Below are 18,925 nucleotides of genomic sequence, written 5' to 3' on the forward strand. Positions count from 1 at the left end.
TCTGGGATACTGGATCGTCCGCTTTCGCGGACGATGACAGCTGAGCAAAAACAACGACCACGGAATTCGTGGCGCTCAGAAAAACGCCTGAATGCCCGTGATGGCGCGGCCCAGGATCAGGGCGTGGACGTCGTGGGTGCCCTCGTAGGTGTTCACCGTCTCGAGGTTATGGACGTGGCGCATCACGTGGTATTCGATCGAGATGCCGTTGCCGCCGTGCATGTCGCGGGCAGTGCGGGCGATGTCGAGCGCCTTGCCGCAATTGTTGCGCTTCATGATCGAGATCATCTCGGGCGCGAACTTGCCCTCGTCCATCAGGCGGCCGACGCGAAGCGAGCCCTGGAGGCCGAGCGCGATCTCGGTCTCCATGTCGGCGAGCTTCTTCTGCACCAGCTGCGTTGCGGCGAGCGGCTTGCCGAACTGCTTGCGGTCGAGCGTGTACTGACGCGCGCGGTGCATGCAGTCCTCGGCGGCGCCGAGCGCGCCCCAGGAGATGCCGTAGCGGGCGCGGTTGAGGCAGCCGAACGGGCCCTTCAGACCGGAGACGTTCGGCAGCAGCGCGTCCTCGGGAACCACGACGCCGTCCATCACGACCTCGCCGGTAATCGAAGCGCGAAGCGACAGCTTGCCGCCGATCTTCGGCGCGGACAGGCCCTTCATGCCCTTCTCCAGCACGAAGCCGCGGATCTGGTTGTCATGCTCGGCCGACTTGGCCCAGACCACGAACACGTCGGCGATCGGCGCGTTCGAGATCCACATCTTGCTGCCGGTCAGGCGATAACCGTCCGAGACCTTCTCGGCGCGGGTCTTCATGCCGGCCGGGTCGGAGCCGGCGTCGGGCTCGGTCAGGCCGAAGCAGCCGACCCACTCGCCGCTGGCGAGCTTCGGCAGATACTTCTTACGCTGGTTCTCATCGCCATAGGCGTAGATCGGATACATCACCAGCGAGGACTGCACCGAGTTCATCGAGCGATAACCGGAATCGACCCGCTCGATCTCGCGCGCGACGAGGCCGTAGGCCACGTAGCTTGCGTTGGCGCAGCCATATTCCTCGGGCAGCGTGATGCCGATCAGGCCGAGCTCGCCCATCTCGTTGAAGATCTCGCGGTCGGTCTTCTCTTCGAGATAGGCCTTGGAAACGCGCGGCAGCAGCTTGTCCTGGGCGTAGGCGCGGGCGGTGTCGCGCACCATGCGCTCGTCTTCGGTGAGTTGCTCGTCGAGCAGGAACGGATCGTCCCACTGGAAGGAAGCCGCAGCCGGCTTGTCCTTGGTTTGAGGGCGCACGCTCATGAAACGTCCTTTCGCGTCTGGTTCCGTCAAATAATTGCCCGACAAATTAAAGCGCCGCGGCAACAAGTGCAATTGCATCCTGGTTTCGGTCATTCCGGGCCGTTACGAAGCGTCGGACCCGGAATCCCTTTGCTCGCCGCTTCGAGATTCCGGGTCTGGCGCTTTCAGCGCCATCCCGGAACGACACTGCGTGTCAACTCTCGAGCTGCTCGTTGGCGACGATCTCGATGCCAAAGCCCGACAGGCCCTTGTAGTCGTGCACCGAGGAAGTGAGATGGCGGATCGAGGTGACGCCGAGATCGCGCAGGATCTGCGCGCCGACGCCGACTTCGCGCCACTGGCGGTTGCGGTCGGCCTCCGTCGAAGACTCGTCCGGCAGCGGCGACACGGGAACACCGGCCGCACCGTCGCGCAGATAGACCAGCACGCCGCGGCCGGATTTCTTGAAATGCTCGAGCACCGCCGCCATGCGCTTGTGGCCGGTAAAGGTGTCCTTGACGATGTTCGGCTTGTGGAAGCGCGTCAGCACGTTCTTGCCGTCGCCGACGCCGTTGTAGACGAAGGCGACATGGGCGATGGAGTCGAACGGCGAGCGGTAGGCGTAGCCCTGCAAGGGGCCGATCGGGCTCTCGGTGACGAAGGTCGAGACCCGCTCGATCAGCTTCTCGCGCGCCTGGCGGTAGGCGATCATGTCGGCGATGGTGACGTGCTTGAGCTTGTGCCTGGCCGCGAACTGCGCGACCTGCTCGCCCTTCATCACGCTGCCGTCGTCGTTCATCAGTTCGCTGATGACGCCGACCGGCGGCAGGCCGGAGAGCTTGCAGAGATCGACGGCGGCCTCGGTATGGCCGGACCGCAGCAGCACGCCACCATCCTTGGCGATCAGCGGGAAGATATGACCCGGACGGGCGAAGTCGTGGGCGCCGACATTGGGATTGGACAGCGCACGGCAGCACGAGGCGCGCTCCTCGGCCGAGATGCCGGTGCCGCCGTCGGGCTTGTAGTCGATCGAAACCGTGAAGGCGGTGGTGTGCGCGGAATCGTTGTGGGCGACCATCGGATCGAGCCGCAGGCGACGGGCGTCCTCGGTGGTCACGGGGGCGCAGACGATGCCGGAGGTGTGGCGGATGATGAACGCCATCTTCTCGGCGGTGCAGAGCGAAGCGGCGACGATCAGATCGCCCTCGCCCTCGCGGTCTTCGTCATCGGTGACGACCACGAGCTCGCCCCGGGCAAAGGCTTGCAATACTTCCTGAACGCTATCGGGCATGTCCCAATCTCTATCGGTTATCAGCGGGAGGCTTAGCCGGACTTCGGCCGGGGCGCTAGTGTCCTGGACGCAACCGCATATTCCGGCTCGCGGGCCTGCCCGCGGCTTTCAGGCTTGCACCGCAGATACCAGCGATATAGGCGCGGATGGCCCAGGGGGAAGACCGCCGTCAGGGCAGCACTTCGCGCCGCTCGCCGAGCCGCAGGTCAAGCTCGGCGCGCTTGTCGGCCAGAAGCCCGGCCTGGGCGGCTTCGATCACGGTAAACAGCTCATGAGCGTCGCTGAGGCGGGTCACGGTGACGTAGCTGGCACCGGCCTCGTAGAGCTCGCCGACATCGGCCAGGAGGTCGGCGGTGGCCACGATCAGGGCGGTCGGGTTGAGGGCGCGGACGTGGCGGACCAGTTTTTCGTTGGTGGCGCCCTTGAGCAGCGAGTCCGGCACGCTGAGGATGATCATCTCGGACTTGGCGATGCCGGCATGAAGCAGCGTGTCGACATTGCTGATGTCGCCATAGATCACGTGCAGGCGGCGCGACAGCAGCGTCTGGTACACATTGGGGTTGAAATCAACCACCGTGATCTGCTCGAGCAGCACTGGTGTCTGCCGTTCGATCTCGGCCAGCAGCGCGCTCGCCGCGCGGAAAAAGCCGAGGATGACGATGCGGCGGGCCTCGCCATGGCCGCCCTCGTGGCCCTCCTCGCCGCGCGCCTGGCCGTCGTCTAGGTCCTTCAGGCCGATCCGCTTCAGGGGGCCGATCGCCCAGCGGGTGATCTCGTCGCTGCGGCTCATCGCGAAGGTCGAGAGCACCGCCAGCACCACGAAGGCGAACGAGGCCGCATTCGCCGTCTCGGGCGCGATGTGGTGGTCGGTGACGCCGGTCTGGATCACCACCAGCGAGAACTCGGAGATCTGCGCGAGGTTGAGTGCCGGCAGCAGGCTGGCGCGCAGGCCCTGCTTCATCAGATAGAGCGGGGTGAAGGTGGTGACGAGCCGGCTCACCACCGTGAACGCCGCGATCATCAGCGCGAGCCCAATCACGGAGAGACCGGGCACGGGAATGGTCATGCCGAGCGCGACGAAGAACAGCGTGATGAAGAAGTCCCGGAGCGTCGTGACCTTGGCGGTGACGTCGAGTGCGTAGGGAAAGGTCGAGAGCGAGACGCCGGCGATCAGCGCGCCCATCTCGCGCGACAGCGACAGCCGCTCGGCGGTCTCGGCGACGAGAAAGCACCAGGCCAGCGCGCCGAGCAGGATCAGCTCGGGCCGGCGGGCGATCTGGTGGAACAGACGCGGCAGCACGTAGCGGCTGACCAGGAGCGCAGCCGCAACCAGCACCGCGACGCGGCCGATCGAGAGCAGGATGACGGTGAATTCCAGGTTTGCGAGGCTCGGCTGCACCGCCAGGAACAGGATGGCGAAGATGTCCTGGAGCACCAACACGCCGAGGGTGATGCGGCCCGGCAGCGTGTCGAGCTCGCGCTTCTCGTAGAGCACCTTGACGATGATGACCGTGCTCGACAGCGCGCAGGCGACGCAGAGATAGAGCGCATCGAAATGGCCGCCGCCGAGCGACAGGCCGATGCCGACGAAGAACAGCATCCCGAGCAGGCAGCCGCCCAGCAGCTGGCCCCCCGCCGCGAACAGGATCACCTTGCCCGCCCGCACGATCTTCTTCAGGTCGATCTCGAGGCCGATCATGAACAGCATGAAGATCAGGCCGAGCTCGGAGATGACGCTGATCGATTCCTGCGACTTGACCCAGCCGGCGCCGAATGGACCTATGCAGAAGCCGGCGATAAGGTAGGCCAGGATCAGCGGTTGCCGGGAGAAATGGGCCAAAAGGCCCAGCATCCAGGCAAACAGGATACAAAGAGTGATGTCGCGAATGAGCTCGTGCATGCCAAATCGGTCCGTTTTGCCGCACCCTAGTGACCGAGTGCAGCGCGGCAAGCGAGCAATTCGTCACATGCGGATCGTGCTCTGGCTGATAGCCTTACTAGGTTCGTTCGCGCCTGCAATCGCTCAGCCCAAGGTCAATATCGAGCAGGCCTTTGCCGATTCGCTCACCGCATTGCCGAAGGAGGACCTGGCCGTCTCCGGCGGGTTCTACGTGCCGGCCTATTCCAGCATTGCGATGAGCCAGGGCAAGCTGCGTGTCGACTTCTCGGTGACCCTGAGCGTACACAACGCCTCCGAGACGCAAGCACTCGTGGTCAAACGCATCGCCTATTTCGACACCGCGGGCAAGCAGGTCGAGACCTATCTGAAGGCGCCAGTCGCGCTCAAGCCCCTCGCCACCGTCTCGATCTTCATTGCGACCGACGACGTGCGCGGCGGGACCGGGGCCAATTTCCTCGTCGACTGGGCCGCAACGGGCGAGATCGCCGAGCCGGTGGTCGAGGCCTTGATGGTTGGCGGCGTCGCCAATGCGCATTACGCTTTCATCAGCCAAGGCCGTCCGACCAGGACGGTCGGCAAGAAGTAAGGCCGCCTCTCCCGGGCGACCGGCAAGAAGAAACAAGGCTGGCCGGCGCAATGCCGGCTGCTCAACAAGAACAGAAACGAGGAACGCCCCATGACGTCCAGCTTCGATTTCGCCCCCCTGTTTCCCGCAGGGCTGCCGGCCCCTTCTGCGCGCTGGACGGGCCTTGCCAAATACAGTTTTGTCGGCGGCAATAACGATTCCGAGCAACTGCCACTCGATGGCCTGATCGAGGCGACGAACTCGGCCCTGCAACGCGAGGGCCGCTCGCTCGCCACCTACGGACTGGCGCATGGCCCGCAAGGCTATTTGCCCCTGCGCGAGTTCCTCGTGACGAAACTCAAGCGCGATGCCGGCATCAACTGCACCGTCGACGATCTCCTGATCGTGTCCGGCTCGCTGCAGGCGCTCGACCTCGTCAACAACACGCTCCTGGCGCGCGGCGACACCGTCATCTTCGAGCAGGATAGCTACCAGGGCTCGTTGACCCGCCTGGCGCGGCTCGGTGTCAACGTGGTCGGCATCCCGCTCGACAAGGACGGCATGCGCATGGACGTGCTGGCCTCGACGCTGGCCGATCTGAAAAGCCGCGGCATTCGTCCCAAATACATCTACACCATCCCCACCGTGCAGAACCCGACCGGCACCATCATGCCGGAGAGCCGCCGCGCCGAGCTGGTACGGCTCGCGACCGAGTACGGCGTGCCGATCTTCGAGGACGATTGCTATGCCGACCTCGTCTGGTCGGGACAGCGGCCGCCCGCGATCCACGCGATGAGCCCGAACGGCGGCGTGATCCATATCGGCTCGTTCTCGAAGTCGATCGCGCCGGCGCTGCGCGTCGGCTTCATCGTGGCGCCCTGGGATGTGATGTCACGGATGCTGGCGCTGAAGACGGATGCCGGCTCCGGCGCGCTGGAGCAGATGGTGCTCGCGGCCTATTGCAAGCCGCATTTTGCGAGCCACGTGCCGGCGCTGACGAAGGCGCTGCGCACCAAGCTCGATACGCTGATGGAGGCGCTGAACGAGCAGTTCGGCACCGCCGCCGAGTTCGAGGAGCCGAAGGGCGGCATCTTCCTCTGGGTCAAGCTGCCCGACCAGGTCGATACGCTAAAACTGTATCAGGCCGCGCTCGCCGCCGGCGTCTCGATCAATCCGGGGCCGGAATGGTCGACCAACAAGAGCCATTCCAGCTCGCGGTTGCGACTGTGCTTTGCAAGCCCCTCGCATCAGCAGATCCGCGAGGGCGTCGCCGTGCTGGCCGAGGTCTGCCGCAAGGAGTTCGGCGTGCCGGCCCGCAGCGCCAATGTGGAGAAGCGGGCCTAAGCTGGAGCGTTAGGCCGCCTGGGGCTGGCTGCCGTGGATCGCGGCGGCCAGCCGCAGCAGCAGCACGATCGAGACGTTGCCCTTGCCGGCCTCGATCTGGGCGATGTAGCGCTCGGAAATGCCGGAGCGGCGGGCCAGCTCCCGGCGCGACAGCTCGCAACGCGTGCGCGAGGTTCTCAAGCGCTCGCCGAGCTCGGCCAGAAACGCGGCCTCGGAATAAGGCGGCACGGCGCAGCTGCCCGGCAGCACCTCGCCCGCGAAATCCATGACTTGATTCAGCATCGCTCTCACCACGCATCGCCTTCGGGAGCGCCATCCTACGCCCGACGCGACCGGCCTCATTGACGCGGATCAAATTCGCGCGCGATCGGCAGCCGGCGTGGACGATCGCGCCCGGGATGCTACACTTTGGAACTATTCGAGGCGGGGTTTTCCAGGATATGACGCGTTGTCTCAGCCGCTGGACCACGGCGGCGGTGCTATGGATTGCGTTCGCGTCCACGGCCGGCGCAGAGACGCTGGCGGTAACGGTCGAGCAATGGGGCCTGCTCGGCTCATGGGCTGTCGATTGCGCAGCAAGGCCCGACCGAGAGAAGGGCGCGCGACTCACTTACGAAATCCGGAAGGACGGCCGGGTGATGTACCGGCGCAATTTTGGCGAAGCCAAGGACGAGAACGAGGTCGTGTCGGCGACGATCAACGCCGAAGGCCTGCTCAATGTGATGGTGTACTTCCCTTCGATGCAGCAGACGCGCGAGTTCGGCCTGCTGCTGTTGAAGGACGGCGGCTTGCGCGCGATCTACAATCGCAGCGAGCGAGGGGTGTACACGATCAGGGACGGCAAATACGTCGGCACGGGCGAGCCGACGCCGGCGCAGCAGCTCTGCGATTAACCATTGCGTCCGAACATGATCTTCTCGAATCACTCTGTCTGAATATCCATTCAGAAATCTCTTCCCGTTCCTCCGGAACGTTCATGCGAATGCGCGGTTTAGATTTGCATTCGATTGGAGGAGGACATCATGAAGAAGCTTGGTTATGTGGTTGCGGCCCTCGGTGCGCTCGTGATCGCGGCGCCGACGCTGGCCAGCGCCGAGACGGTGGTGGTCAAGCGCGGTCATCATAACGGCCTGTACGGCGCGCGCGCCGAATACGGCATGCATCGCGACCACGGCTGGCATCGCGGCTGGCACCATCGCGACCGGGTCGTCGTGATCAAGCGCGGCCATCGTCATCACTGGGACTAATGCGCAACGCAACGAGGAAATGGCCCCTCACGGGGCCATTTCTTTGTGTGCTTTCTTCCTTCTCCCCTTGCGGGAGGAGGTGGCGCAAAGCGCCGGATGAGGGGTTGCCTCAGCGAAACTCCAACGCAAGAGATTCATGCGCGGAGAGATACCCCTCACCCGTCTCGCCGCTTCGCGGCGAGCCACCCTCTCCCGCAAGGGGAGAGGGTAAACAGTGGCTGCCTCGGCCTACTAATCCCAGGCAGGCGCAAAGCCCGGATTGACGCAGCGCCTGTCCTTCGGCAGCGCGGCGATCTTCTTGCGGTCGGCATCGTCGAGCGTGATCTTCAGCGCGTCGAGATTGGCCTGCTGGCTCTCGCGGCGCGAGGCTTTCGGAATTGCGGCGACGCCGTTCTGGTCGAGCAGCCATTTCAGCGCGACCTGGGCTGCGGTCGCATCGTGCTTGGCGCCGATCTCTGCCAGCACCGGATCCGAGGCGATGCGCCCCTGCGCGAGCGGGCAATAGGCGACCAGCGGGATCGACTTGCCGTTGAGATAGGCCAGCACCTTCGATTGATCGAGCATCGCGTGATATTCGATCTGGTTGCAGGCGATCGGCGCCTTGATGTCCTCGACCGCGATCTTGAGCAGCGCCGTGGTGAAATTGGCAACGCCAATCGCCCGCGTGCGCCCCTCCTCTTTCAGCTTCATCAGGGTCTCGAACACCGCGCCCCAGTTCGCGGACTTCGATGGCCAGTGCACGAGGTAGAGGTCGACGTGATCGAGCCGAAGCTTGGTCAGGCTGGCGTCGAAAGCCCGGCGGATGGCGTCGGGGCTGAGATTTTCGTGCCAGACCTTGGTGGTGACGTGCAGCTCGCCACGCGGCAGCCGGGCCGCGGCAAGCGCGGCACCGATGGCTTCCTCGTTGGCATACATCTCGGCGGTGTCGATGTGGCGATAGCCGATCGCAACCGCGCTCTCGACCGCGGCGCGGCAGACGTCGCCTTGCATGCGGAAGGTGCCGAGGCCGAGCTTGGGCATGCTGATGCCCTGTGTCTTCAGATGATCCATGAGCTAACTCCTGACGTCTTTCATGCCGCCAGACACGCGGTGGGACCGCGGGGGACAGACTCTTCGGTGATGGAAAAGAGGTGGCGGGAGCGGGTAGTGTAGCGCGTGAGGCGCGCGCCAGCCAATCAAGATCGGGTTAGGTCCCACCGTCATGCCCGGGCTTGTCCCGGGCATCCACGTCCTTCGTGCCCGGCAACAGGGCGTGGATGGCCGGGTCAAGCCCGGCCATGACGACCGGGGGCGCAGAGCCGCCCCTCACGAATGCTGCGCCACCACGGCAGGGCGCGCCTGCGGCTGCGGCACGATGTCGACCGACCAGAGGTCGCGATTGTCAACGTCCTTCAAGGTCACGGTCATGACGCCGCTGGTGCCGTCGATGTCGACACGGCCGAAGAACTGGAGGCCGAAGCACGGCGCGAGATTCTCGCCCTGCGCCGCGCTGCATCCGTTCTGGTACATCGCGACCGGGCCAAAGGTGTTGTCGAGCTCGCCCGGGCCCCAGCTGCCGGCGTGCAGCGGGCCGGAGACAAACTCCCAGAACGGCTCGAATTCCCTAAACTGGGCTTTGTTCGGATCGTAGTAGTGCGCCGCCGTGTAGTGCATGTCGGTGGTGAGCCAGACGATGTTGCGCACGCCTGCGCACTTGATCGCACTGAGCAGATCGGCAATCTCGTGCTCGCGCCGGTCGGGCGCGCCGTCGCCAAGCGCGACGGCATCGAGACTGACGAGGCCGATGGGCAGGTCGGCCGCGATCACCTTCCAGGTCGCACGCGAGGCGGCAAGCTCCCGCTTCAGCCAGGCGAGCTGCTCGGCGCCGAGAATCCAGCCGCGATGATCGTCGCCCTTGTTCCAGCTCTCGTCGCGATAGCTGCGCATGTCGATCATGAAGACGTCGAGCAGCGGGCCGTAGCCGATCTTGCGATAGACCCGGCGCTTGCGCGCGCCGATGTCGCGGATCGGCATGAAATCGAAGAACGCGCGCCGGGCACGCGCAACGAGGCGCGGGGTGCCGTCGCCCTCGAAGCCGGCTTCATCGTAGCTGCCGATGGGCGACCAGTCGTTGGTGACTTCGTGATCGTCCCACTGCGCGAACATCGGCACCTCCGCGTGGAAGGCGCGAAAGTGCTCGTCGAGATGGTTGTATTTGTAGTTGCCGCGGAACTGCGCCAGCGTGTGTGCGACCTCGGCTTTCTCCTCCGTCACCACATTGCGCCAGATCTCGCCGTTCGGCAGCTTCTGCTCGGACGGGATCGTGCAATCGGCGTAGATGTGATCGCCGGAATGGATGAAGAAATCCGGGCGGTTGTCGAGCATGGTACGATAGCTGCGATAGCCGCCGCGCGAGACGTCGATGCCCCAGCCCTGCCCGGCGACGTCACCGGACCACACGAACGAGATCGACTGGCCGGCCGCCGGCGCGGTGCGGAAATGCCCGGTGCGGCTTTCGCTGGCGATGCCTGTCGCGATGTCGTCGAAGCGCACGCGATAGAAGATGTCCTGCCCCGCCGGCAGATCGTCGAGCTGCAGCTTTGCTGTGAAGTCGGCATCGGGCAGCGCGTCGCGCGAGGCGGATGCAATGATTGTCCTGAAGCTTTCGACAGTGGAGCACTCCACCTGCATGCGCGCAGGCCGATCCGCGCGCGCCCAGATCACGGCGGAGCCATCGCAGACATCGCCCGACTGGATGCCGCCCGCGATCTGCGGGCGATCGGCGGCGCGACTGATCGAGGGCTTCGCAAGCGCGGCGATGGCGAGGCTGGAGGCGGAGCGGACCAGGAATTGCCGCCGGGTCCATGCGCGCGAGGCGCGGAGCGATGCCATTCAGGAGACCTTCGTCGAATCGCGACGGAAGGTGCCTGCGCTCCTTGACTCCAAGCTTACGGTTTCTTGACTCCACGCCTACGGTTTTGCGACGCGGAGATGACGCATTGAACGGGAGCCGCAGCGGCGGTCCACTCCTCGCCCCGTTCTTACGGGGAGAGGGTTGGGGTGAGGGGCTCCATCCACACGTGCGATCGTCGCGGGACCTGTCCCCCCTCACCCGGAATCCGCGCTACGCGCGAACTCCGACCTCTCCCCGCAAGCGGGGCGAGGTAAAGACACAGCGACAGCGCGCCTAATGCTTCCAGTTGCAGATGCCGCCGGAGCGGCACGGCCAGGTCTGGATGCGGGTGTCCATCGCCTGCGCGTCGAGCGGATTGCCGCGCCGATGCGCTAGCTTGGTGCGCGCTGCACCGCGCGGCTGGGCGCTCCTGGCATGCGCGACCTTCGGCTCGGGTACGTGCACACGCTCGGCGGCGACCTTCTTCGGCACATCCATCGGCTCGACACGGGCCTGCGCCTCGTTGCCGCCCTTGGCCTGGAGCGCCACTGGCGCGAACTGCGTCTCGGGTCCGAGCCGCTTCGGCGACAGCACGGCTTTGGAGAGGTCGAGGCTGAGATATTCGTCGGGCTTGTAGTCGTCAGCGCGTGCGAGACCGCCCCATGCGAGCACGAGGGCAATGACTGCAAAAGGCACGCTTTTCAGGACCACGGACGCCTCCTGAAATTGAATGATTAAAGGGGTAATTTACCCCTATTTAGGAGGCGTCTCGCGCAATTCCAGCGGCCAATTGCCGCCGTGGTTAAGAAGTTTGACGGTCTCAAGCGACCTTTCGCGTCGCACCTGTCCCGTCCAGGAACCTCATCAGGCGGCTGCGGATGATGGTTTCCGCCTCGCTCATGATGCGATCGACAAGTTCCTTGCAGGTGGGAATGTCGCGGATGAGCCCTGCGACCATGCCGCAGCTCCAGGCGCCCGCGTCCATCTGCCCGTCCAGCATGATTCTTGGGTAGACGCCCGCGACCTGGTCGTGGATGTCATCGATGGTGAGCTTGGCGCCCTTCTCGCGCTCGATCTCGAGCAGGCGGTCGACATTGGCGTTCTTGAGGACGCGCTCGGTGTTGCGCAGCGCGCGCATGATCAGGCGGGTGTCGAGTTCGGTGGCGGCGACCAGCGCGTTCTTCACGTTCTGATGCACCGGCGCTTCCTTGGTGGCGATGAAGCGCGTGCCCATGTTCATGCCGGCCGCACCGAGCGAGAGCGCCGCGACGAGGCTGCGCCCATCGGCCATGCCGCCGGAGGCGACGAACGGGATCTTCAATTCCTCGGCCGCGCGCGGCAGCAGAATCATGTTCGGAATGTCGTCCTCGCCGGGATGGCCACCGCACTCGAAACCATCGACGCTGACGGCGTCGCAGCCGATCTTCTCGGCCTTCAGCGAATGCCGCACCGAGGTGCATTTGTGGATGACCTTGATGCCGGCGGCTTTCAGCGCGGGCATGTATTGTTCGGGGCTGCGGCCCGCGGTCTCCACGGCCTTGATGCCGCCTTCGACGATGGCTGCGATGTATTCCGGATAGGGCGGCGCTGAGAAGGTCGGCAGGAAGGTGAGGTTCACACCGAACGGCTTGTCGGTCATGTCGCGGCAGCGCGCGATCTCCTTCGCAAGCAGCTCCGGCGTCTTTTGCGTGAGACCGGTGATGATGCCGAGCCCGCCGGCATTGGAGACGGCGGCAGCCAGCTCGGCAAAGCCGACGAAATGCATGCCGCCCTGGATGATCGGGTGCTCGATGCCGAACAGTTCGGTAATCGCGGTCTTCACGTAAGTCCTCCTCCCGGAATTTGATCAGGTTGATTTCAGTCTAGCCGGACTTTTGCGCCGCGGTCACCATTTCTCTCCGAACGGGCGGATCTCCATCTCGAAGGTCCAGGCGCTCTTCGGCTGCTGGTAGAGCTGCCAATAGGAGTCGGCCACAGCCGACGGCGGCATCAGCAGATCGGGATTGTCGAGCGCATTGGGGCCAAGCGCTTCGAGCCGGCGCTGCCGCACCCATTCGGTGTCGACACCGGAATCGATGATGAGATGGGCGACGTGAATGTTCTTCGGGCCAAGCTCGCGCGCCATCGCCTGCGCCACGGCGCGCAGACCGAACTTCGCGCTGGCGAAGGCGGCAAAGCCGCTGCCGCCGCGCAAGCTCGCGGTCGCCCCTGTGAAGAAGATGTTGCCGCCGCCGCGCGGCAGCATCAGCCGCGCCGCTTCACGGCCGGCGAGGAAACCGGAATAGCAGGCCATCTCCCAGACCTTGCGGAAGACGCGTTCGGTGGTGTCGAGGATCGGGAAATTGACGTTGGCACCGACGTTGAAGATGCAGACTTCGAGCGGCGCGTGCTTGTCGGCATCGTCGAGGAAGGAAATGACCTCCTCCTCCTTGCGCGCATCGAGCGAGCGCGCGTGAATTTCGCCGCCGGCAGCTTCGATGTCCTGCACCAGTGGCGCCAGCTTGTCGCCGTTGCGGCGGCCAGCGAAGATTGAAAAGCCTTCCGCGGCAAATTTCTTGGCGATCTCCGAACCGATGAAATCGCCGGCGCCGATCACGGCCGCTGTCGCGTTTCGCTTGGGCAAGGTCGCCTCCTCCTCCGAAGATACGTGATCGGGCCGGAGGCTATAATCCCAGCATAGAGCCGTCAAACAGCCACGAGCTCAATGCCCCCGCGCCGGCGCATGCAGATCGATCGGCCGCAGCACCGCCGCGGTGGGGATCATCAGCACCGCGACGATCGCAAGCGTCCAGAACACGTCGATATAGGCGAGGAAATCGACCTGCTGCTGCAAGGTCTTCCCCACCCAGGCCACCGCCTGTGACGCCGCATCGCTCGCATTCGAGCCCTGCGCCTGGAAGTAGCGTGTCATGGCGTCGATGGTCTGCTGGTAACCGAGGTCGGACGGTGCGGCGTGCTCGATCAGACGGCTCTGATGGAATTGCTGGCGCTGCGCCAGAATGGACTGCGCCAGCGCAACGCCCATGGATCCCCCGATGTTGCGCGCGACGTTGATCAAGGCGGAAGCCTGGTTGGTCTTGTCAGGCGGCACGCCATCATAGGACGCGGTCGTCACCGGCAGGAACAGGAACGGCAGGCCCAGCGCGAGGAAGATGCGCGACAATGCGGCATAGCCATAGGTGATGTCGCCGCTGAGCCCGGTGAGATGCCACATCGAGAACGCGACAATCGCGGCGCCGAACATGATGAGGTATTTCGGCTGCACGGTGCTGACGAGACGGCCGACCACGGGCATCAGCACCAGCGTCGCCATGCCGCCGGGGGACAGCGCGAGACCGGCCAGCGTGGCCGTGTAGTTCAGCTCGGTCTGGAGCAGTTGCGGCAAAAGCTGCGTGGTCGAGATCAGCACCGCGCCGGTGCCGAGCATGACCAGGAAGCAGGCGCCGAACTGGCGGCGGCCGAGCAACCGGAGGTCGACAATGGGATCCTCGCGCGTCAGCTCCCACGGGATCAGCGCAAGCAGAGAGACCGCCGCGAGAACCGCGAAGACGATAATCATGTTCGAGCCGAACCAATCGTTGCGCTGGCCTTCGTCGAGCACGAATTCGAGCGAGCCGAGCCCGATCGCGACCAGCAGGAAGCCGACATAGTCGACCCGCAGCCCGCTGCTCAGCAGCTTCTGCCTCTCCTCCTCCGCGCCCGAGGGCTCCTTGACCAGCGTGCCCACCAGGAACAGCGAGAGCAAGCCCATCGGCACGTTGATCAGGAACACCCAGTGCCAGCTGTAGGTGTCGGTGATCCAGCCGCCGAGCGTCGGACCGATCACCGGCGCGACCACGACGGCAACGCCGTAGATCGCAAAAGCCTGGCCGCGCTTGTGCGGCGGGAAGGAGTCAGCGAGGATCGCCTGCTCGCTGGTCGCCATGCCGCCACCACCGAGGCCCTGGAGAATCCGGAACAGCACCAGCGCCTCCAGATTCCAGGCAAAGCCGCACAGCAGCGATGCCACCGTGAACGTTGCCACGCACATCATGTAGAAGCGCTTGCGGCCGATCACGGTCGAGAGCCAGCCCGAGATCGACAGCACGATGGCATTCGCAACGAGATAGCTGGTGATGACGTAGGTGCTCTCGTCGAGGCCCACCGCGAGCCCGCCGGCGATGTGACGCAGCGCGACATTGGCGATGGTGGTGTCGAGCACCTCCATGAAGGTCGCGATCGAGACCACGAAGGCGATCAGATAGGGATTGTGCCCGCCGGCCGCCGAGCGCTCCGGCGACCAGCCTCCGGCGCCCGCTTGCGTGGCGTCGGTCATCGCACCCTGGTCCAGGGCACGACCGACATGCCGGGACCGACAGGCAGATCGGCCGGCCATTTGTCGACCACGATCTTCACCGGCACGCGCTGCACCACCTTGACGTAATTGCCGGTGGCGTTCTCCGCCGGCAGCAGGCTGAACGCGGTGCCGGAGCCTGGCTGCACGGAATCGACATGGCCAGTCAGCTTGCGCCCGGGATAGGCGTCGATGCGGACCTCGACCGGCTGGCCCGGACGCATGTCGTTGAGCTGCGTCTCCTTGTAGTTGGCGACGATCCAGACCTCGTCCGGCACGAACATCATCAGGCTCTGGCCTGCGGTGACGAAGGTGCCTTTGGCGCCTGACAGCTTCACCACGCGGCCGGACTGCGCAGCGACGACATTGGTGTACTGCAAATTCAATTTGGCCTGATCGAGCTGCGCCTGCGACTGCTCCAGCTGTGCCTTGGCGCCTGCGAGCTGGGCTTGCAGCGTCTTGATGCCGACCTGTGCGGTCGTGACCGCTGTCTTGGCGCGCTCGGTGTTGGCCTGCTGCGCCTGAAGGTCGGAGCGTGTCTGCTGCTGGCGCTGCACGGTGCCGGCGCCCTTCTCGACGAGATCTTCTGCGCGCTTGAACTCCTCCTGCGCGAACTGGAGCTGGGCCTGCGCCTGATCGAGCTGCGCCTGGGCCTGCTTGATCTGCTCCTCCTGGGAGACGATCTGCGCCTCGACGTTGCCGATGTTGGCCTTGGAGACTTCAACCTGAGCCGTGGCCTGATCGACTGCGATCCGGTAGTCGCGCTCGTCGATCTTCGCCAGCAGATCGCCGGCACTGACATGCTGGTTGTCGCTGACCGGCACGTCGGTCACGTAGCCGCCGACCTTCGAGGCCACGGAAAAGCTGCGCGCCGCGACGAAGGCGTCGTCGGTGGACTCGTAGTGGCGGACCTCGAGCCAATAGAGCACGCCGCCGATGAGGGCCGCGATCAGCACGACGGTGCCGACGGTTGCCAGCAGCCAATGCTCACGCAGCCGGTCGCGCAACGACGGTGTCTTCGCCGACTTCTGGCCGTCGGCGTCGCGAGTCTGATCAGGAGGGGATTTCGGAGCCTCCTTTGCCCTCTGCGGCTGCTCCGCGGACGGATCGCGCTGCCGTGTCTGAGCATCCACGGTGAACACCTTTCTTGCGAATCTTGCGACTAAACCGGCGGGAGAGCAGAGAAGAGCAACTCGCGCGCTGCGAGCCTAACCGCAGCACTGAGGCATGGTTCCGGCTTGAAGAAGCTCACTATCATTCGTGATTGCACGGCTCAAAGAACAAGCGCGGCACTCTCGGTGCCGCGCTTGCCTGCAGTGCCGATGTGGCGCACTTGGTTCAGTGCGTCTTGGTTCAGAGAGTTTTGGTTCAGTGAGTCTCGGCTCAGTGCGTCTTGGTCTCGTGCCATTTCTCGAGATCGGGCTTCACCTTGCCCGACCCCTGCTCCTTCTCCGGAGTGCCCTTCCAGGGCGTGTCCGTCTGACTGTGCGAACCCCAATCGTTCTGCTGCCGGGGATCGTCGTTGGGTCGTTCCTTGCTCATCGCAGGCTCCTTCGCTGGCTCCTACGCGAAGGGAACGCCGTAATAGGAGTTGATGCCGCGAACCGCGGCGTCATCACCCCAGTTCCAGTCGCTCCGATCGCCGTATTTCGGCGCGCCTTCCAGTTCCTTGGTGGTGATGCCGGTGACATAGCCGCCGAGCTCCCTGTCGTATTTGAGCGACTGCCAGGGCAACGGATAGTGATCATTGCCGAGCCCCAGGAAGCCGCCGAAGCCGAGCACGGCGTAGGACACCTTGCCGCTGATCTTGTCGATCATCACGCGCTCGATCGAGCCGATCCGGTTGCGATCCGCGCCATAGACCGATGTTCCCTCGACCTTGTCGCTGCCGATCAACCGGCCCATCTCGCTGCGGTCCAGTTCGCCTTGATTCAGCATATCAATTCTCCACTCAGCCAATGTGTGAATCAACCGCACAGGTGAGCGATCGTTCCGGCGCGCAACCTGCGCAACATCAGGAACATCGCCGGAAACGCGCGGTTCTCTAACGTCACCGAAAAGGAAACCGGGAGCCGCCTCGATGTCCCAGACCGTCTCCGACTTCATCGTCCAGCGCCTGCATCAATGGGGCGTGCGGCACTTGTTCGGTTATCCCGGCGACGGCATCAACGGCGTGTTCGGCGCGCTGAACCGGGCGGACGGCAAGATCGGCTTTGTGCAGGCGCGGCACGAGGAGATGGCCGCGTTCATGGCAACCGCCTATGCGAAGTTCTCGGGCGAGCTCGGCGTCTGCATCGCGACCTCCGGCCCCGGCGCCTCGCATCTCATTACCGGCCTCTACGATGCGCTGCTCGATCATCAGCCGGTGCTGGCGATCGTCGGCCAGCAGGCGCGCGATGCGCTCGGCGGGAACTACCAGCAGGAACTCGACTTGGTCTCGATGTTCAAGGATGTCGCCGGCGCCTATGTCATGCAGGCGTCCTCGCCCGCGCAGGTGCGGCATCTGATCGATCGCGCGGTGCGGACCGCACTGGCTCGGCGCGCCCCCACAGCGATCATCCTGCCCAACGATCTCCAGGAGGAACCCTACGAAACGCCGCCCCGTGCGCACGGCACACTGCATTCCGGCATCGGCTACAATTCGCCCAGCATCATGCCGCGCGACGCCGACCTCGACCGCGCCGCGGAGGTGCTCAACGCCGGCAAGAAGGTCGCGATGCTGATCGGCGCCGGCGCGCTCCATGCGACCGACGAGGTCATCGCGGTCGCAGACCGCTTGTCGGCCGGCTGCGCCAAGGCGCTGCTCGGCAAGGCAGCGCTGCCGGACGATCTGCCATGGGTGACCGGCTCGATCGGCCTGCTCGGCACCGAGCCCAGCTACAACATGATGATGGGCTGCGACACGCTGCTGATGGTCGGCTCCGCCTTTCCCTATGCCGAATTCTTGCCGAAAGAAGGCGCCGCGCGCGGCGTGCAGATCGACATCGACGCCAGCATGATGTCGATCCGCTTTCCCATGGAAGTCGGCCTCGTCGGCGACGCCGCCGAGACGTTGCGCGCATTGCTGCCGCGGCTCGCTCCCAAGGCCGATGCCGCCTGGCGCAAGGGCATCGAGGACGACGTCGCGAAATGGTGGAAGACGCTGGACGACCGCGCGCATCAGCCGGCCGCGCCAGTCAATCCGCAACTGGTCGCCTGGGAATTGTCCCCACGCCTGCCCGAGCGCGCCATCATCACCAGCGATTCCGGATCCTGCGCCAACTGGTTCGCGCGCGATCTGAAGATGCGCCGCGGCATGATCGCCTCGCTCTCCGGCGGCCTCGCCTCGATGGGCGCCGCAGTGCCTTATGCGCTCGCCGCGAAATATGCTCATCCGGACCGGCCGGTGATCGCGCTGGTCGGCGACGGCGCGATGCAGATGAACAACATGGCCGAGCTGATCACGGCCGCCAAATACTGGCGCTCCTGGCGCGACCCGCGCTTCATCGTCTGCGTCTTCAACAACGAGGATCTCAACCAGGTCACCTGGGAGCAGCGCATCATCAACGGTGATCCCAAGTTCGAGGCCTCGCAGCGCATTCCCGACGTGTCCTATTCACGCTTCGCCGAGATGATCGGCCTCACCGGCATCTTCGTGGATAGTCCGCAGCTGATCGGCTCGGCCTGGGATCAGGCGCTGGCGAGCGAGAGGCCCGTCGTGCTGGAGGTGAAGACCGATCCCGAGGTGCCGCCGCTGCCGCCGCACATCACGCTGCAGCAGGCCAAGAACTTCTCGCTCGCGCTGATGAAGGGCGATCCGAACGAGAGCAGCGTCATCAAGGGCGCGGCACGGCAGGTGCTCGAAACCATCCTGCCCGGAAAGGAGTGAACCATGAGCGACTTCCGCGATATCCAGCATGGCGTCAACGACCCCGTCGATGGCGTCGACGTGAAGCAGCACTTCAACGACAACAAGACGCCCCACGAGCGCGCACAACACCATGCCGACGTGCGTGCAGAGCCTTCGGCCTCGCCAAGCGAGCCGTTTCTGCCCGAGCGACTACGGCGCAAGCCGACCGATCCGATCAATCCGCGCACCGGCCGCAACCCCACCGATTAGCCGTT

General features: G+C 64.8%; 19 protein-coding genes. 6 read left to right on the plus strand and 13 right to left on the minus strand.

The window, feature by feature from the left end:
- Positions 1-75 precede the first annotated feature (75 nt).
- The 3 genes from QA642_RS36260 to QA642_RS36270 form a co-directional block, all read right to left on the minus strand.
- Positions 76-1,290 (minus strand): acyl-CoA dehydrogenase, encoded by a 1,215-nt coding sequence (locus QA642_RS36260; RefSeq protein WP_283081177.1) that lies wholly within the window; start codon positions 1,288-1,290, stop codon positions 76-78.
- Between the two features lie 193 nt (positions 1,291-1,483).
- A complete protein-coding gene (gene ribB / locus QA642_RS36265) occupies positions 1,484-2,560 on the minus strand; it encodes a 3,4-dihydroxy-2-butanone-4-phosphate synthase (RefSeq protein ID WP_283081178.1) in 1,077 nt (358 codons plus the stop codon).
- Between the two features lie 169 nt (positions 2,561-2,729).
- Positions 2,730-4,460 (minus strand): cation:proton antiporter, encoded by a 1,731-nt coding sequence (locus QA642_RS36270; RefSeq protein WP_283081179.1) that lies wholly within the window; start codon positions 4,458-4,460, stop codon positions 2,730-2,732.
- 67 nt (positions 4,461-4,527) lie between these two features.
- On the opposite strand from QA642_RS36270, the gene QA642_RS36275 reads away from it, so the two are divergent.
- Both QA642_RS36275 and QA642_RS36280 read left to right on the plus strand, forming a co-directional pair.
- Positions 4,528-5,046, plus strand: a complete 519-nt coding sequence (locus QA642_RS36275; RefSeq protein ID WP_283081180.1) for a DUF3124 domain-containing protein — start codon at positions 4,528-4,530, stop codon at positions 5,044-5,046.
- A gap of 90 nt (positions 5,047-5,136) precedes the next feature.
- Positions 5,137-6,369, plus strand: coding sequence for a PLP-dependent aminotransferase family protein (locus QA642_RS36280; RefSeq protein WP_283081181.1), 1,233 nt, complete (start codon positions 5,137-5,139; stop codon positions 6,367-6,369).
- Between the two features lie 9 nt (positions 6,370-6,378).
- Here QA642_RS36280 and QA642_RS36285 read toward each other — a convergent pair whose 3' ends face one another.
- Positions 6,379-6,651 carry a helix-turn-helix domain-containing protein gene (locus tag QA642_RS36285; RefSeq protein ID WP_283081182.1) on the minus strand — a complete coding sequence of 91 codons (273 nt, stop codon included), beginning with the start codon at positions 6,649-6,651 and terminating at the stop codon, positions 6,379-6,381.
- A gap of 158 nt (positions 6,652-6,809) precedes the next feature.
- On the opposite strand from QA642_RS36285, the gene QA642_RS36290 reads away from it, so the two are divergent.
- Both QA642_RS36290 and QA642_RS36295 read left to right on the plus strand, forming a co-directional pair.
- Positions 6,810-7,262: a hypothetical protein gene (locus QA642_RS36290; protein ID WP_283081183.1), complete on the plus strand. Its 453-nt coding sequence runs from the start codon at positions 6,810-6,812 to the stop codon at positions 7,260-7,262.
- 129 nt (positions 7,263-7,391) lie between these two features.
- The gene (locus QA642_RS36295) at positions 7,392-7,616 is read left to right on the plus strand and encodes a hypothetical protein (protein ID WP_283081184.1); all 225 of its coding nucleotides are present in this window, start codon (positions 7,392-7,394) and stop codon (positions 7,614-7,616) included.
- A 231-nt stretch (positions 7,617-7,847) separates the two neighbouring features.
- Here QA642_RS36295 and QA642_RS36300 read toward each other — a convergent pair whose 3' ends face one another.
- The 9 genes from QA642_RS36300 to QA642_RS36340 all read right to left on the minus strand — a co-directional run bounded on the left by QA642_RS36300 (position 7,848) and on the right by QA642_RS36340 (position 16,759).
- Positions 7,848-8,666, minus strand: a complete 819-nt coding sequence (locus QA642_RS36300) for an aldo/keto reductase (protein ID WP_283081185.1) — start codon at positions 8,664-8,666, stop codon at positions 7,848-7,850.
- Between the two features lie 255 nt (positions 8,667-8,921).
- The gene (locus QA642_RS36305; protein ID WP_283081186.1) at positions 8,922-10,487 is read right to left on the minus strand and encodes an alkaline phosphatase D family protein; all 1,566 of its coding nucleotides are present in this window, start codon (positions 10,485-10,487) and stop codon (positions 8,922-8,924) included.
- 295 nt (positions 10,488-10,782) lie between these two features.
- Positions 10,783-11,199, minus strand: a complete 417-nt coding sequence (locus tag QA642_RS36310) for a hypothetical protein (RefSeq protein WP_283081187.1) — start codon at positions 11,197-11,199, stop codon at positions 10,783-10,785.
- 109 nt (positions 11,200-11,308) lie between these two features.
- On the minus strand, positions 11,309-12,310 hold the full coding sequence (locus tag QA642_RS36315) for a nitronate monooxygenase family protein (protein ID WP_283081188.1): 1,002 nt from the start codon (positions 12,308-12,310) through the stop codon (positions 11,309-11,311).
- Between the two features lie 63 nt (positions 12,311-12,373).
- Entirely contained in the window at positions 12,374-13,111 is a 738-nt protein-coding gene (locus QA642_RS36320; RefSeq protein WP_283081189.1) for an SDR family oxidoreductase, read from the minus strand.
- Between the two features lie 78 nt (positions 13,112-13,189).
- Entirely contained in the window at positions 13,190-14,803 is a 1,614-nt protein-coding gene (locus QA642_RS36325; RefSeq protein WP_283081190.1) for a DHA2 family efflux MFS transporter permease subunit, read from the minus strand.
- On the minus strand, positions 14,800-15,954 hold the full coding sequence (locus QA642_RS36330) for an HlyD family secretion protein (RefSeq protein WP_283081191.1): 1,155 nt from the start codon (positions 15,952-15,954) through the stop codon (positions 14,800-14,802). Before QA642_RS36330 ends, QA642_RS36325 begins: the two co-directional genes overlap by 4 nt.
- A gap of 250 nt (positions 15,955-16,204) precedes the next feature.
- The gene (locus QA642_RS36335; protein WP_167336523.1) at positions 16,205-16,363 is read right to left on the minus strand and encodes a hypothetical protein; all 159 of its coding nucleotides are present in this window, start codon (positions 16,361-16,363) and stop codon (positions 16,205-16,207) included.
- 21 nt (positions 16,364-16,384) lie between these two features.
- On the minus strand, positions 16,385-16,759 hold the full coding sequence (locus QA642_RS36340; RefSeq protein ID WP_283081192.1) for a PRC-barrel domain-containing protein: 375 nt from the start codon (positions 16,757-16,759) through the stop codon (positions 16,385-16,387).
- Positions 16,760-16,901: 142 nt separating this feature from the next.
- Here QA642_RS36340 and QA642_RS36345 point away from each other — a divergent pair, with 142 nt between their 5' ends.
- Together QA642_RS36345 and QA642_RS36350 are read left to right on the plus strand one after the other, a co-directional pair.
- Positions 16,902-18,689: a thiamine pyrophosphate-requiring protein gene (locus QA642_RS36345; protein WP_283081193.1), complete on the plus strand. Its 1,788-nt coding sequence runs from the start codon at positions 16,902-16,904 to the stop codon at positions 18,687-18,689.
- A gap of 3 nt (positions 18,690-18,692) precedes the next feature.
- Positions 18,693-18,920, plus strand: a complete 228-nt coding sequence (locus QA642_RS36350; protein ID WP_027558261.1) for a hypothetical protein — start codon at positions 18,693-18,695, stop codon at positions 18,918-18,920.
- The last annotated feature ends 5 nt before the right edge of the window (positions 18,921-18,925 follow it).

Origin of the sequence: Bradyrhizobium sp. CB2312, from assembly GCF_029714425.1 — a bacterium.
Lineage (GTDB): Bacteria > Pseudomonadota > Alphaproteobacteria > Rhizobiales > Xanthobacteraceae > Bradyrhizobium.